General features: G+C 60.5%; 15 protein-coding genes. 8 read left to right on the forward strand and 7 right to left on the reverse strand.

Translation table 11 applies throughout. The features are described 5' to 3' along the window. The first annotated feature begins 227 nt into the window (after nt 1-227). The 3 genes from VFG26_RS15495 to VFG26_RS15505 all read left to right on the forward strand — a co-directional run bounded on the left by VFG26_RS15495 (nt 228) and on the right by VFG26_RS15505 (nt 3,410). Complete coding sequence (locus VFG26_RS15495) at nt 228-1,562, forward strand: hypothetical protein (protein ID WP_325026908.1); 1,335 nt, start codon at nt 228-230, stop codon at nt 1,560-1,562. A 242-nt stretch (nt 1,563-1,804) separates the two neighbouring features. Next, nucleotides 1,805-1,948, forward strand: a complete 144-nt coding sequence (locus VFG26_RS15500; RefSeq protein ID WP_325026909.1) for a hypothetical protein — start codon at nt 1,805-1,807, stop codon at nt 1,946-1,948. A 217-nt stretch (nt 1,949-2,165) separates the two neighbouring features. Beyond that, nucleotides 2,166-3,410 carry a hypothetical protein gene (locus tag VFG26_RS15505; protein WP_325026911.1) on the forward strand — a complete coding sequence of 415 codons (1,245 nt, stop codon included), beginning with the start codon at nt 2,166-2,168 and terminating at the stop codon, nt 3,408-3,410. On the opposite strand, the gene VFG26_RS15510 is transcribed toward VFG26_RS15505, so the two are convergent. The 4 genes from VFG26_RS15510 to VFG26_RS15525 all read right to left on the reverse strand — a co-directional run bounded on the left by VFG26_RS15510 (nt 3,407) and on the right by VFG26_RS15525 (nt 7,934). Beyond that, the gene (locus VFG26_RS15510; RefSeq protein ID WP_325026912.1) at nt 3,407-3,826 is read right to left on the reverse strand and encodes a very short patch repair endonuclease; all 420 of its coding nucleotides are present in this window, start codon (nt 3,824-3,826) and stop codon (nt 3,407-3,409) included. The genes VFG26_RS15505 and VFG26_RS15510 overlap by 4 nt on opposite strands. A 21-nt stretch (nt 3,827-3,847) precedes the next feature. Further along, nucleotides 3,848-4,696: a NaeI family type II restriction endonuclease gene (locus VFG26_RS15515; RefSeq protein WP_325026914.1), complete on the reverse strand. Its 849-nt coding sequence runs from the start codon at nt 4,694-4,696 to the stop codon at nt 3,848-3,850. A gap of 25 nt (nt 4,697-4,721) precedes the next feature. Continuing rightward, nucleotides 4,722-5,699, reverse strand: coding sequence for a DNA cytosine methyltransferase (locus tag VFG26_RS15520; RefSeq protein WP_325026916.1), 978 nt, complete (start codon nt 5,697-5,699; stop codon nt 4,722-4,724). Between the two features lie 75 nt (nt 5,700-5,774). After that, entirely contained in the window at nt 5,775-7,934 is a 2,160-nt protein-coding gene (locus VFG26_RS15525) for a S9 family peptidase (RefSeq protein ID WP_325026918.1), read from the reverse strand. 340 nt (nt 7,935-8,274) lie between these two features. Between VFG26_RS15525 and VFG26_RS15530 the strand changes: the two genes are divergently transcribed. Continuing rightward, the gene (locus VFG26_RS15530; protein ID WP_325027037.1) at nt 8,275-8,685 is read left to right on the forward strand and encodes a MucR family transcriptional regulator; all 411 of its coding nucleotides are present in this window, start codon (nt 8,275-8,277) and stop codon (nt 8,683-8,685) included. Between the two features lie 15 nt (nt 8,686-8,700). Here the strand turns inward: VFG26_RS15530 and VFG26_RS15535 are convergent, their stop codons facing one another. Next, nucleotides 8,701-8,931: a hypothetical protein gene (locus VFG26_RS15535; RefSeq protein ID WP_325026920.1), complete on the reverse strand. Its 231-nt coding sequence runs from the start codon at nt 8,929-8,931 to the stop codon at nt 8,701-8,703. 390 nt (nt 8,932-9,321) lie between these two features. On the opposite strand from VFG26_RS15535, the gene VFG26_RS15540 reads away from it, so the two are divergent. Next, complete coding sequence (locus VFG26_RS15540; protein WP_325026922.1) at nt 9,322-9,720, forward strand: helix-turn-helix domain-containing protein; 399 nt, start codon at nt 9,322-9,324, stop codon at nt 9,718-9,720. A gap of 18 nt (nt 9,721-9,738) precedes the next feature. Next, complete coding sequence (locus VFG26_RS15545; protein ID WP_325026924.1) at nt 9,739-10,314, forward strand: DUF6456 domain-containing protein; 576 nt, start codon at nt 9,739-9,741, stop codon at nt 10,312-10,314. 16 nt (nt 10,315-10,330) lie between these two features. On the opposite strand, the gene VFG26_RS15550 is transcribed toward VFG26_RS15545, so the two are convergent. Both VFG26_RS15550 and VFG26_RS15555 read right to left on the reverse strand, forming a co-directional pair. Next, a complete protein-coding gene (locus VFG26_RS15550; RefSeq protein WP_325026926.1) occupies nt 10,331-10,762 on the reverse strand; it encodes a SufE family protein in 432 nt (143 codons plus the stop codon). 120 nt (nt 10,763-10,882) lie between these two features. Beyond that, nucleotides 10,883-11,266: a DUF5330 domain-containing protein gene (locus VFG26_RS15555; protein WP_325026928.1), complete on the reverse strand. Its 384-nt coding sequence runs from the start codon at nt 11,264-11,266 to the stop codon at nt 10,883-10,885. A 270-nt stretch (nt 11,267-11,536) separates the two neighbouring features. On the opposite strand from VFG26_RS15555, the gene VFG26_RS15560 reads away from it, so the two are divergent. Together VFG26_RS15560 and VFG26_RS15565 are read left to right on the forward strand one after the other, a co-directional pair. Continuing rightward, entirely contained in the window at nt 11,537-12,265 is a 729-nt protein-coding gene (locus tag VFG26_RS15560) for a peptidoglycan-binding domain-containing protein (RefSeq protein ID WP_325026930.1), read from the forward strand. Nucleotides 12,266-12,298: 33 nt separating this feature from the next. After that, on the forward strand, nt 12,299-12,643 hold the full coding sequence (locus VFG26_RS15565; RefSeq protein ID WP_325026931.1) for a DUF1491 family protein: 345 nt from the start codon (nt 12,299-12,301) through the stop codon (nt 12,641-12,643). Nucleotides 12,644-12,660: the final 17 nt, after the last annotated feature.

The following is a 12,660-nucleotide window of genomic DNA, read 5'->3' on the forward strand; positions in this document are numbered from 1 at the left end:
GTGATAGCTCTTGGCTTGCTTGGTTGCGCGGGTGTCCGCGACGCTCGTCTGCCGGTGTCATGGGGATGACACCGGAGCTCACAGCCGATCGAAACAGACACCATGTCAGCCACGCCCGTTCCGCGTTCCGGAGCCTGATCGGCGTCTCCCTCGGGCGCACCGATCACAACGAAATGGCCGGTGTTGTCTCGCGTAACGGAACCGGCCCTCACAGGAGAGGGCACACGATGAGACACGTTTTAGGCGTGTTGGGCATTCTAGCAGCAGGCGTATTGCTCGCCGTATCAGCTGCTATGAACTGGCGTTTTGGCTTCAGTCTCGGAAGAACCGAGCTCGACGGTGAAATCTACGGCGCAGCTTCCGCGGCCGCAGACTGCTTGAAAGCACTGGTACCATTTTATTTCTTTGCCGCAGTTCGCAATAGGGTGTGGTCGCAGGCATCTGCGTCGGCGCTCGTCTGGGTGGTCGTGACGGCCTACTCCATGACGTCTGCGCTCGGCCACGCGGCGCTGAACCGGTTCGATACGGCCGGCCAGCGCGCTCAAGAGGCTCAGTCCTACCAGGATCTGAGAGCTGAACTGAAGCGGGCGGAAGAGCAGGCTGGCTGGATCCCTCAGCATCGTCCCTATGACGCGGTGCAGAGCCAGATCGACGGTCTGAAGATGCAGAAGGCTTGGCAGTGGTCCGACGGCTGTAAGAAGGTGAGCTCGAAAACCGAGCGGACGTTCTGCCAGCAGCTGACGGGTCTCGAGTCTGAACTCGCCTCCGCCAGCTCGGCCAAGGTGGCCGAAGCCCGTATCTCTGAGCTCAGAGCAAAGATCGAAGCAACTGCAGGTTCGCCTGCTCTCTCCGAAGCCGATCCGCAAGCGAAGGTTCTGACCGAGCTTGCGAACACGTTCTTCCCGGGCGTTAAGATGGAAGACGTGCAGATGGCGTTGACGATCTTCGTCGCGCTGCTGCTGGAAATCGGCTCTGGCTTTGGCATGTACATAGCCTTCAGCCAATGGCGGCTCTATGATCGCCAGCCCATGCCCGTCTCGCCGAGAATGGCGCGGACGGAGGAAAGCACCGCTGCGGCAGCGGTGGCGGTTCCGGTGCTCACACCGGTGGCCGTTGAAACTCAAAAGCCGCGTTCAGGCGCCAACGACAACCGGTCGATCGAGATCCCTCTCGAAGCACCCGTTGCCCCGGCGCGAGCAATCGAAGCTCAGCCCGCAGAAGTGCATCAGGCTGAGACGAAGGTTGCTGAAACCCGCAGCACGATGCCGGTCCGGCGTCTTGCCCCCGAGACCAATACCGAACGCTTCTACAAGGAGAACATCGAGGTCCGCGACGGATCGAGCCTCACGGCTACTGAACTCTACGAGGACTATTGTTCATGGTGTGAATCTAAGAACAAGGAGCCCGCAGCACTTCCGAGCTTTGCACGTGAATTTGCCGAGCTTGGCGTGAAGAAGGAAAAGGTAGCCGGCCGGGTGCGCTACATCGGTATCGCACTCAAGTCCGACACGGTTCTCGAGGAGGCTACGAAATCGCCTCTCTTTGGCACGGTCGCAGCCTAGCGCTGCTTCCAAACGTCAGGCCCGCTTCGGCGGGCCTATTTTCTTGCAAGTTTTAAGCTTCAGGCCCGCCTCGTGCGGGCTTTTTTTATGGGCCCCGGGCCATTCACATTTTCGAGTTTTGCCCAATTGTGATGGTGGGCCGCGAGATCCCTCCTGGCGCGAGTGTTGCCAGTGTGGAAATAATGGCAGCACACGCCGCATTTGAACTTGCGACGCGCCCTCTAACACGTGAGAGGTCTGCCATGGCCAAGGGCCAACAGCATTCAAACAAGGAAATCCGCAAGCCGAAGAAGGTCGCCGCCGCTGCCAAGCCGCAGCAGGCCCCAATGAGCGCAGCGGCTGCTCCGACATCTTCAAAGCCGGAAAAGTCCGGCGGTAAACGCTGACGCATCAAATGTCCCCTCATGAAAAGGGCTCGCGGTTCGCGGGCCCTTTTTTGCGTGAAAGAAAGCCCGGAGGGCCGGCGCCTCGGCCCTCCGGGCGCCCGCCAGCGCACTGGGGAAGCGATCTCATTCCACCGAAAAATTCAATCTGCCCAGGCAGTTGCTGCAATCTGCATGGCATTGCGCGCGAAGAGAGGATATCGAGCCACGAGCACGGTTGATGGCAGCCGAGGCAACGGCGGCGTTCGTCGATCGGCATAGTCAGGCAGTGGAGCAAAAAGGCAGCATGCGTGTTCACTCTCCCGAATTGACCGCAAAAGACGGTCTCGTAACATTGAGTGCACGCGTCAGCCTGGATCACGGCGGCCAGCAAGTTCCCGAGAGGCTGTGGTTCACGATCCCGCAGCGCTTCGAACATCTCTTTACGCAAAGCTTTGAGCCGTTCGTCGTCGCGCTGAGTGCGCTCGCCTCCGCCAGGAACGAGGCCGTGCACGTCGAAGGGCCATTCTCCGACCGTCTGAGCCTCGGGCTCGGTGAGTACTGGAAACTCATGACCCTATGGAAGCCAGCGGAGTTCACACACTTTCGCCTGATGGCGGCTCAGCTGATGCCAGAGACCGTCACACCGGGCCTTCCGGCAGCGGCAGCCTTTTCGGGCGGCGTCGATTCATTCTTCACGCAATTCCTGAATAAGGAGCGCCCCGAAAGCTTCCGCACGAAGTACGCAATGTTCGTTCACGGGCTCGATATTCCGCTGCAGGACGAGAAAATTTTTGAAGACGCGGCCGCGCAATACGAGCCGCTGCTGGCCGAAATGGGCGTCGAACTCATCAGGCTCACGAGCAATGTCCGCGCCTTCGTGTCCAAAGGAAAGTGGGAGATGGCCCACGGCAGCGTCTTGATCGGTACTGGGCTCGCGTTGTCGGCGGGCGTCAGTCGCTTCTATGTGCCGTCCTCAGCGAACTATGTCACGCTCAGGCAATGGGGGTCGAACCCTCTGCTCGATGTCCTTCTCTCGACGGACCGCATGCAGATCATCCACGATGGCGCGGCCTATTCCCGCTTCGAGAAACTGCAGGCGATGAAGGACTGGCAGCCTCTGCAGGCGGTGGCGAGAATTTGCTACGAGCACCCGGATGCGTTTCTAAATTGCGGCCATTGCAAGAGCTGCCGCAAGACGATGATGCTGCTGGCGTCGCTCGGCGTTCTGGAGAATTTCCCGACGTTTCCCAAGGTGCGCTCACCGCACCACTTCTTCGCCTGCAATTGGCAGAGCCCGCACCAGCTCTATTGCGCGGCCCAGGCGATCGCCGCGGCTGAGGAGCGCGGAGACAAAGCCCTGGCCTGGGCCGGAAGGGTCTCGCTGCAGACGAGCCGCGTACACAAATCCTTCAAGCGCCTGCGCATGCGCTCCCGGTCGCTCCGGAAGAAATACCTCCGCAACGACCAGCAGCCAGCAGTCTAAACTGGACCCAGAAATTCCTTGATGCGCTCGGTGATCTTCTCAAGTTCCCGTGTTTCACAATCCCAAAGAATGAGCACGCTCCAGCCCATGCTTCCAAGATTCGCCGCGTGGTCCTGATCGCGCTCAACATTGCGTTGCAGCTTTGGGTTCCAATACGCCTGGTTCGATTTAGGACGGCGCGCGTCAAGGCATTTTGACGATGGGTGCAGGTGCCAAAAACAGCCGTGAACAAAGATCACCTTTCGTCGGCGCCGGAACACAAGATCGGGCTTGCCAGGTAAATCTTTGCAATGAAGGCGGTAGCGGTATCCCAATCGATGGACTAGTCGCCGAACGATTAGCTCCGGCTGCGTGTGCGCCGACTTGATGGCAGCCATGTTAGCACTGCGGCGCGAACGCGAAAGCTTATCGGACATCCAGATCAGTAATGTTCAGGGTCAGTAATGTTCAGGTAAGGCAATCCATTCATCTGCGGAAAGTTTGCTGAAACCTTCCTTGGCACGAACGTCAGCCCAGGCGCCGCACCACAGCATGATACCATGTTCAGCCAACAACTCGCGCGCGCCCTTGTAACGGCCGTCGCCGCGCAATCGTCTCATATAATCCAACTGGTCGTGTAGTAGTGCTTGGAGAACTGAGCGATGCACAACGCGATTAAGATTCTCTTGGAAGAATAGTGCTGCCCGCTTATTACCACCGTTCAACCCGCGCAATTCTCTGAAGCGCACCATATCGATCCCCTCCCACCTGCTTTTGGGATAAGGCACACCCTTTACGAGCCACATAATGTGGCGCCTACCTTCTTCACTTACGGATCGCTTACCGTCGCGATTAGGTCGATTGAGGTAAGCGTCTCGCGCGACAAGCAATCCCAACCAACATCGTCCATCGAACTTTGCGGTAGCGATCAAGAGGCAAGGTTCCTCAGCCCGGTAAGTTTCGGGCGGGATCATCCAAGTTGATCCTATCGTGTTCTTGATATCGACTTCTATGCCGTCGATCATCATATCGCGGCGAAGACCGCGAGGTGCGCCGAGCAGGTCTCGAAGATAGTGCTCGATCTTCAACCCGATGAAAGTTTTTTCGACCCGATCGAGATCAGCGAGCTGCGTTCGGCCTGTTCTTACAGGATCGAGCACGAAATCAACTGCGTCTTTGATCAGGCCTGGAAGGGCCACGCCAAGATCTTGTCTGCCCGCAAGCCTGGAGATCACACCATGGCGAATTTGGCTCAGGATGCGATAATCGGGATGGCTTTCGGTTATTCTCGATCCATCAGAGCGCATTCATATTCCCGGTGAAGCTACACTATTAAATCATCGCGGGTTGCCACGACTTCGAACTCCTCCTTACCGCTGGCTTACTGGCGATAGCCTTCGATATTGCTGTTGCTACAGCAGATGCGACAGGTGGCGGAAAAGCGTTGCCGACCTGCCGATAAGACGCTGTCTTTTTACCCCAAAAACCCCAGGTGTCAGGAAAGCCTTGTACCCGGGCGACCATACGAACAGTGAGTCTGGGCATACCAACGAAGTCCTCGCCGGGGGGATGATCGGCGATGCCCAGTCCATCCACTCCGAGTGATGCCCATGCCTTCCGGGCCCGAGTAGGTCCGAGATCAGGCCCGCCGTGTTTCTTAGACCCGCCCACGACAGTCGGTGCGATGCCGTTTGCTCTCTTGCGCCACTCCTGGACTCCGCTCCACCCGCGAGAACCCATGAGATCGGCCAGTAAACGTCCAACGGTCGGAACTCTTCCTTCAGGACGTGGCCACTCAAACTCTGAAGCGTACTGCCGTTTTAGAGCTACAATGATGACTCTTGGCCGAAGTTGGGAAACTCCGTAATCGGCAGCATTCAGGAGCTTCCATTGTGTTATGTAACCCATTTTTGACAAGCGCTCGTCGATATGGGCGCGATAGCTTTCAAACGCAGGGGACAGAATACCCCGGACGTTTTCGATCATCACGGCTCTGGGCCGAATCTCGTCGACTATCCGCAGACCAGCGGGAAATAGATCGCGCTCATCATCAGGACCGAGCTGTTTGCCTGCGATGGAAAAAGGCGGGCATGGGAATCCGCCCGCCAAGAGATCGACACCCCTGTAGAGCCGTCCATCGAAGTGATTGAGGTCTTCTTCGTGAATGGTCCAGCTGGGCCTGTTTAGACGCAAGGTGTTGCACGCATGAGGATCGATCTCCACCAATCCCGCGTGTTCAAATCCCGCGCGTTCTAGGCCCAAGGCCTGCCCGCCAGCTCCTGCGCAGAGCTCGAGTGAATATCCAACCATGGCAGAGATTTCCCCCGATTCGCCGAATTCTCCCAGTGGTATGCGGAGTTTATACACGGCAGAACAAAAAGGGAACTAACTTTTTTGCCCGTCGGCCACCGTGATCGCGAAGGCGTAGTTGAAGGCGGTGTCCTTGAGGCCGTCGAAGCGGCCGGACGCGCCGCCGTGACCTGCGCCCATGTTGGTCTTGAGCAGCACCAGGTTATCGCTCGTGTTGAGCTTCCGGACCTTGGCAATCCACTTCGCCGGCTCCCAGTAGGTCACGCGCGGATCGGTGAGGCCGGCGAGCGCCAGGATGTGCGGGTAATTCTTCGCCTCGACGTTGTCGTAGGGTGAATAGCTGCGGATGTAGTCGAAGTCCTCTTTGCTCGCGAGAGGATTGCCCCACTCGGGCCATTCGGGCGGCGTCAACGGCAAATCCTTGTCGAGCATCGTGTTCAGCACATCGACGAACGGCACGTCCGCGATGATGCCTAGGAAGAGATCGGGCGCCATGTTGGCGATCGCGCCCATGAGCATTCCGCCCGCGGAGCCGCCGTTGGCGACGATGCGGCCGCGCTGCGTGAAGCCTTCCGTAATCAGATGCTCACCCGCGGCGATGAAATCGGTGAAGGTGTTTTTCTTCTTCTTCATCCGGCCGTCGGTGTACCAGCGATAGCCCTTGTCCTTACCGCCGCGAACGTGCGCGATCGCAAAGATGAAGCCGCGATCGACGAGCGACAATCGCCCGGTCGAGAACGACGCCGGCATTGCGATGCCATAGGCGCCGTAGCCGTAGAGAAAGAGCGGCGCCGAACCATTGAGCGGCGTCGTTTTTTTGTAGAGCAGGGTGACGGGCACGAGTTCGCCATCGGGAGCGGGCGCAAAGAGCCGCCGCGTGACGTAGTCGGATGGATTATGCCCGCTCGGGATCTCCTGCCGCTTGCGCAGCATGCGCTCGCGCGTCGCCATATCGTAGTCATAGGTCTCCGCCGGCGTCGTCATCGACGAATAGGTGAAGCGGATGCGGCTCGTGTCGAACTCGTAGCCGGAGCTGAGGCCGAGCGCATACGCCTCTTCGTCGAAGGCGATCGAATGCTCGCCCGCGAAATCGAGGAATTCATCGTCCTCAGGTTTCAGCGGCGTGACGACGATGCGCGGCAGGCTCTCTTCGCGCTCGAGCCGCGCCATGAAGTTCTGGAAGATGCTGACATCGAGGATGAGGCGGCCCGGCTTGTGCGAAATGATTTCGCGCCAGTTCTCCTCGCTAGGGTTTTCGACAGGCGCGGTGACGACGCGGAAATCTTCCGCACCTTGCGAGTTCGTCGCGATGACGAGGCGGTCGCCGTGATGCTCGACGCTGTACTGATGGCCGACGCGGCGCGGCGCGACGAGGCGGGGACCCGCTTCGGTGTTGTCCGCATCAATGAGACGGACTTCGCTCGTCTCGTGATCGTGAATGTCGATGAGGATGAACTTACGCGATTGCGTCGACGACAGGCCGACGAAGAAGCCGCTATCGGGCTCGGCATAGACGAGCTTGTCTTCCGAGACCGGCGTGCCGAGCACGTGGCTGTAGACGAACAGCGGCCGCTGATGTTCATCGACTTTGATGTAGAACAGAGTCCGGTTGTCGCTCGACCATTCGAGACCGCCGTGCGTATCGGGAATTTCGTCGGCAAGCTCGGTGCCGGTCGCCAGATCGCGGATGCGCACCGTGTAAAGCTCTGAGCCCTTGTCGTCCGTCGCATAGGCGAGCAGCTTGTGGTCGCCCGAGTGTGCAGTCGCGCCGAGGTCCCAGTAAGCTTTGCCTTCGGCCTCCTTGTTGCCGTCGAGAAGAACCTCAGCCTCGTCCACCGAGCCGCCGAGCGGGATGCGGCAGAGCTGAGCATACTGGCCGCCTTTGACGTAGCGTGGGAAGTATTCGAAGGGGCCGTGCGGCTGCGGAACTTGCCGGTCGTCTTCCTTGAGGCGGGCCTTCATCTCTGCAAAGAGTTTTTCCTGCAGCTCTTCCGTGCCGGCGAGCATTGCCTTCGTGTAGGCGTTCTCGGCTTCGAGATGGCTGCGGATGTTGGCAGCCAGCGTGTCGGGCTTGCGCATGACCTCCTGCCAGTTCTCAGCGCGCAGCCAGCCATAGTCATCGCGGATTTCTTCGCCGTGATAGACCGCGGCCGCCGGACGCGCCTCTGCCACGGGCGGCTGCGGCCGATCCGCAGCTTCTTTTGCAATCGCAGACGTCTTCGTTTGGCCGGACATGCAGATGCGGAGCCTTCCTGGATGGAGCAAATTCTGGGCTGTTCTCGGCCGCCACGGCGCTGACGTCAACGCGCCACCATGACCGAGTAATGACCAAATGAAGAAGAGGGAGCGCTAAGCATTAGCGATGTCGTAATCTAAACAGGAGGCGAGATTGACAAGGAAGTCGCCTTGTAGTCAAAGCTTTCGCAAGTGAAGTCGAGTTGATCTCCTTGTCTATTACGCAGGTTTTGGGATCCGCGACGAGCCTTGTCGGCAGACTATGCAAGGGCGGGATGTAGATATGGATGTGCGATCGGCGGCGGGCGCGCGCCCGCAAGAGGATGGGGAAGACCGGCGGATGGACACGGCAGCTGCTCCCGAGCTCGTGACGATCACGGCCACGATTGTCGCGGCCTACGTCAGCAACAACTCGATCTCCTCGACCGAACTGCCGGGCTTGATCGCTGACACCCACGCCGCGCTGAGCCGCGCCGCGGGCCGCACCGCGCCGGTGGAGCGGGAGGAGTCGAAGCCCAAGGTCGCGGTGAAGAAATCCGTTATGCCGGATTTCATCATCTGCCTGGAAGACGGCAAGAAGTTCAAGTCGCTGAAGCGCCACTTGCGGACGCACTACAACCTGTCGCCCGAAGAGTATCGCGAGAAGTGGGGTCTGCCGCCGGACTATCCGATGGTCGCGCCGAACTACGCCAACGCGCGCTCGCAGCTGGCGAAGAAAATGGGCCTTGGCACCCGCCGCGAAAAAGAGTGATCGCGGCCGCGCGTTTCACTGAGAAGGTGAGCAGATCTTAACGCGGCCTCCGGCCAGTCCGGCCGAGCGATGCCTTCCGAACAGGGAAAGCTCGAACGCCGTGAGCGACTGCCGTTCCTCTTTCAACAAACGAACGAGCTTGGCGTGCCGCACCAGATCGTAGGCCGCGTGGCCTGCGATGCCGCGCCGCCGCTCCTTTCGAAGCTCCCGCTCGATGATGGCGAGGAGCTTTTTCCTGCCCTCCAAAGTTCGATCGCCAAGTTCGCGGGGCCACAGCGGTAAGAGGTCCAGGCCAGTGCGCGAAGAACTGGCCCCTGAATTGCGACCCGTTCCGCGCCACTCATTCGTGGGCGCTCGGGTGTCTCGTATCGAAACGCGTTTTTGCATGCCGCCGAGACTGCGGCCCGCGTGAGAGACGGGGATATCTTTCGCGCAATCGCACTGCCGTTAGGGTGAATGACACCCGTTCAAAAAAACTTATCCCCGGGGTCTTGAGCGCCCGTATCCTTCATCGGCATGTCACAGAGCCAGTCGTCAGCTTTGACCGAGAATGCCGCTAGCGAAGCCGGCGCCGTCCGTCCGCGCTGCAAGCCAGACCTTCGCCTCGTGGCACGGAGTGAGGCCTCTCCATTAGAGATGCGCCGCCGCAGCGGCCAGCGTTCCGCCGCGCGCGAAGGAATGCACCACTGCCGGGCGCGGCTCGCCATCGACATCGCAATCTCGAATGTGTTCGGCATCGGCTCCGAAGGCCTCTGGCATGGCAAGCGCGGCGTCAGAGACGTGGCGGAAGCCCGGCAGGTGGCGATGTATCTCGCGCACGTGTGCTGCCGCATGACGCTGACGGATGTGGGCCTGATGTTCGGCCGCGACCGCACCACGGTCGCGCACGCCTGCCTCAAAGTCGAATACCGCCGCGACGACCCATCCTTCGATCGCGCGCTCGACGTCTTGGGCTGGGCGCTGCCGACGCTGGTGATGCGCGAGCGGGGCCCGGCCGGCGAGCCAACGTCATCCAACGACACCGGCAATCAGTAACGCATACGGGGATCAGCAATGACAGGAAGACCAGCTCGTACTGCACGGCGCGTGGATGTCGGGGATAGGAACGTGCCGCAGCGCAATCTCGCCGAAAGCCCGCTCGCCTGGCTGGCACGGCGTAAAGACAAGGACGGCCGCCCCATGCTGAGCGAGGAGGAATTCGAAGCCGGCGAAAAGCTGCGCGCCGACTTCTGGTTCGCGCAGATGACGCCGCGCGTCACCGCCAACTGGTCGCTGCTGCTGAGCGGAGGTGGCGGCAGCAGAGGCGCGCCCGACATCGGGCCGGACGTCCGCGACTCCGTCATAGCCGCCCACGAGCGCGTGAAGCGGGCACTCGCAGCGGTCGGTCCCGATCTCGCAGGCGTCCTGATCGACGTGTGCTGCCATCTGAAGGGTCTGGAAGCGAGCGAGAAGGCGTGTGGCTGGCCGCAACGCTCCGGCAAGATCATTCTGCAAATCGCGCTGCGTCAGCTGGCCCGCCATTACGGAATGCTGCCGCAACCCGCGCAGGCCAATGACGCGCGGCCGGTGCGGGTCAGGCATTGGGGCGCGAGCGATTATCGCCCGCACATCGATGCCGGTCAGGTCTGAGAATATTCGGTGAGGATTACGCCGTGAGCATCTCGGCGGCGTCCGAGCGGATGCGCTTCACCATGGAGGCGAGGCCGTTCGAGCGCTGGGGCGTCAGATGCTCTTTGAGACCGAGGCTCGCAAAGATCCCTTCGGCATCCGTCTTCAGGATTTCGTCGAGCGACTTGCCCTCGTAGACGATGAACAGCAACGCGATGAGACCCTGCACGATGTGGGCATCGCTCATGCCCAGCATCTCGAGTCTGTCGCCAGGGCCGGGCGCGCTCGCCGAACTGACCCGTTTCGTTGCCAGCCAAACCTGGCTCGCGCAGCCGCGAACCTTGTTGGCGTCCGTGCGAAGCTGTTCCGGGAAGGGGGGAAGCGCGCGGCCGAGCTCAATCACATAGCGATAGCGGTCCTCCCAATCGTCGAGGAGCTCGAAGTCGGCGCGGATGTCGTCGAGCGTCATGTGAAGGTCCAGCCTCAGGCCCGTTAAATGGAAGTAACCACACCACACACATAGGTGCGAGGGCGGGCCAAGGGCAAGGGCGGAGGCGGCCGTGGGGCCGCCAGTCGCGCAAATGTGCGATCAGATGCCGTTTTTGTCGTGATGTTTGCCGCGCCAGTCAGGCTCTTTGTCGAGCGGCGTCAGAGTGCCGCTCTCGCGTTCGAGGAGCGCAGGCGCAACTTTGCCTTTGCTCTCCTCCACCTTCAGGCTGGACGTCGCGAGGTTCGATCCTTCGTGCTCGCGCATCAGATCATAGGCGAGCTTGGCACCGAACTCGGCCTTGGCGAGAAATTGCGACCACAACTCGGAGCCCTTGGTGCACGTGTAGGCGTTCCGGTCGCAGAAGGTGATGACCCATTCGGCCGTCGCCCCGGCACGCTCATAGAGACGCTGCTGCTGCTCGCGGTCAGACGGAAGCAGCGCGACGGCCACTGCGGCAAACGTAGCAATACGCAACAAACCCATAGTTCAAACCTTGGTCATGCGGCGAGATCCAAAGATCAGCCGTGGAAACGAAGTGGTGCGAGGCATTTCCCTCAAGCAACGGATAACAGCTCCGCTTCAAAGTCACGCTACGTTGTGCAGCGCAATTCGAAGCTCTTTTGTTTCAAGTTTTAGATAAATTGCGCGGAAGTTTTGGGACCGCGCCAGGGGGCAGTAAGCCGACAGTTAAGCAGTGATTAACGGCTGACTCGCCATAGTCCGCATTTGGGGAGCCGAGCAACGGGCGAGAGTATGACCGAGAGGGATATAAAGCTCGCAGCGGTGATTTCACTGCTGGCCACGACGAGCGTGGGGTTGAACATGTTCCTGTTCCAGAACAGGACCGCGGGCAGCGCCATCGAAACCGGCGGCATCGTCACCGATCGGACATCGTGGGTCGATGGTCCGGGCATTACGCTGGGACCCGCGTCGCCCGGCCCGGCAGCCGAAGCCACGGCAGCAGAGGAGGGCGTGTTGCCGCCCGCGCCGCTCAGCCAGATCGATGATGCGACCCGCGCGGAACTCACGAAGGGCATACAACGCGAACTCGCCAACAATAATTACGACCCGGGCCAGGCCGACGGCGTGTTGGGAATGGTCACGCGCGCCTCGATCTTCGCCTACGAGTACGACAACGGCCTGATCTTGACGGGCCAGCCGAGCGAGCAGCTTCTGAGCCAGCTGATCCTGGGCTCGTCCTCCATGACGCCGGCGGCAGCGCGTCCGGGCAAGACGATGACGGCCGATGGCGAAAGCCTCGTGCGCACCGTCAAGCAGCAGCTCGCAGCACTCGGCTATCAGACGGGCGTGCCGGGATCAGCCATGACGCCCGAATTCGCACGCGCCATCCGCGAGTTTGAAACCGACCAGAAGCTGAAGATCTCCGGCCGCATCTCGGGCCCGTTGATGAGCCGGCTCATTCGTCTGCAGGGCGAACCCAAGGCGCGGCGCGAAGCGATTGCCAAAGCAGCCAAGCACTAGCAATTCGCGATTGGCTCGCAGATAACGACGCGGATGCGCCTCAAATCTGAAATCTGGGTCAAAGCATATCTGCGCCGCTGTCAGGTCAACGGCGCATCAGGCGTCGTCGTGCGTCACGGCGACGACGATGCCGGCGCCATCTTCATCAAGATCATTCGCGCCGATCGGATGGCGGCGGTTTTCTCGCCGGCGCCCGCAGGACTCGATGATGCCGATATCGACCGGCGCTGGGTGAGCCGCTTCAAGCAGGGCTTTGTGCCGGAAGCTGACGCCGAAACGCTTTTGAAACGCGAGGCCGAGTTCGACAGCGACATCTGGGTGGTCGAGATCGAAGATCGCGAGGGGCGAAATTTTCTCGGCGACGAATTGATGGATTAGAAACGGAACCGCCGACT

It is taken from the genome of Hyphomicrobium sp. (assembly GCF_035687085.1).
Lineage (GTDB): Bacteria > Pseudomonadota > Alphaproteobacteria > Rhizobiales > Hyphomicrobiaceae > Hyphomicrobium_B.

What these genes read in the sequence shown, in the direction of transcription:
- VFG26_RS15545 (WP_325026924.1), top strand. Translation starts at nt 9,739, where the DNA reads ATGACAGGAAGACCAGCTCGTACTGCACGGCGCGTGGATGTCGGGGAT.
- VFG26_RS15540 (WP_325026922.1), top strand. Translation starts at nt 9,322, where the DNA reads ATGCGCCGCCGCAGCGGCCAGCGTTCCGCCGCGCGCGAAGGAATGCAC.
- VFG26_RS15520 (WP_325026916.1), bottom strand. Translation starts at nt 5,699, where the DNA reads ATGGTTGGATATTCACTCGAGCTCTGCGCAGGAGCTGGCGGGCAGGCC.
- VFG26_RS15515 (WP_325026914.1), bottom strand. Translation starts at nt 4,696, where the DNA reads ATGCGCTCTGATGGATCGAGAATAACCGAAAGCCATCCCGATTATCGC.
- VFG26_RS15565 (WP_325026931.1), top strand. Translation starts at nt 12,299, where the DNA reads ATGCGCCTCAAATCTGAAATCTGGGTCAAAGCATATCTGCGCCGCTGT.
- VFG26_RS15500 (WP_325026909.1), top strand. Translation starts at nt 1,805, where the DNA reads ATGGCCAAGGGCCAACAGCATTCAAACAAGGAAATCCGCAAGCCGAAG.
- VFG26_RS15530 (WP_325027037.1), top strand. Translation starts at nt 8,275, where the DNA reads ATGGACACGGCAGCTGCTCCCGAGCTCGTGACGATCACGGCCACGATT.
- VFG26_RS15495 (WP_325026908.1), top strand. Translation starts at nt 228, where the DNA reads ATGAGACACGTTTTAGGCGTGTTGGGCATTCTAGCAGCAGGCGTATTG.
- VFG26_RS15525 (WP_325026918.1), bottom strand. Translation starts at nt 7,934, where the DNA reads ATGTCCGGCCAAACGAAGACGTCTGCGATTGCAAAAGAAGCTGCGGAT.
- VFG26_RS15550 (WP_325026926.1), bottom strand. Translation starts at nt 10,762, where the DNA reads ATGACGCTCGACGACATCCGCGCCGACTTCGAGCTCCTCGACGATTGG.
- VFG26_RS15555 (WP_325026928.1), bottom strand. Translation starts at nt 11,266, where the DNA reads ATGGGTTTGTTGCGTATTGCTACGTTTGCCGCAGTGGCCGTCGCGCTG.
- VFG26_RS15560 (WP_325026930.1), top strand. Translation starts at nt 11,537, where the DNA reads ATGACCGAGAGGGATATAAAGCTCGCAGCGGTGATTTCACTGCTGGCC.
- VFG26_RS15505 (WP_325026911.1), top strand. Translation starts at nt 2,166, where the DNA reads ATGGCAGCCGAGGCAACGGCGGCGTTCGTCGATCGGCATAGTCAGGCA.
- VFG26_RS15510 (WP_325026912.1), bottom strand. Translation starts at nt 3,826, where the DNA reads ATGTCCGATAAGCTTTCGCGTTCGCGCCGCAGTGCTAACATGGCTGCC.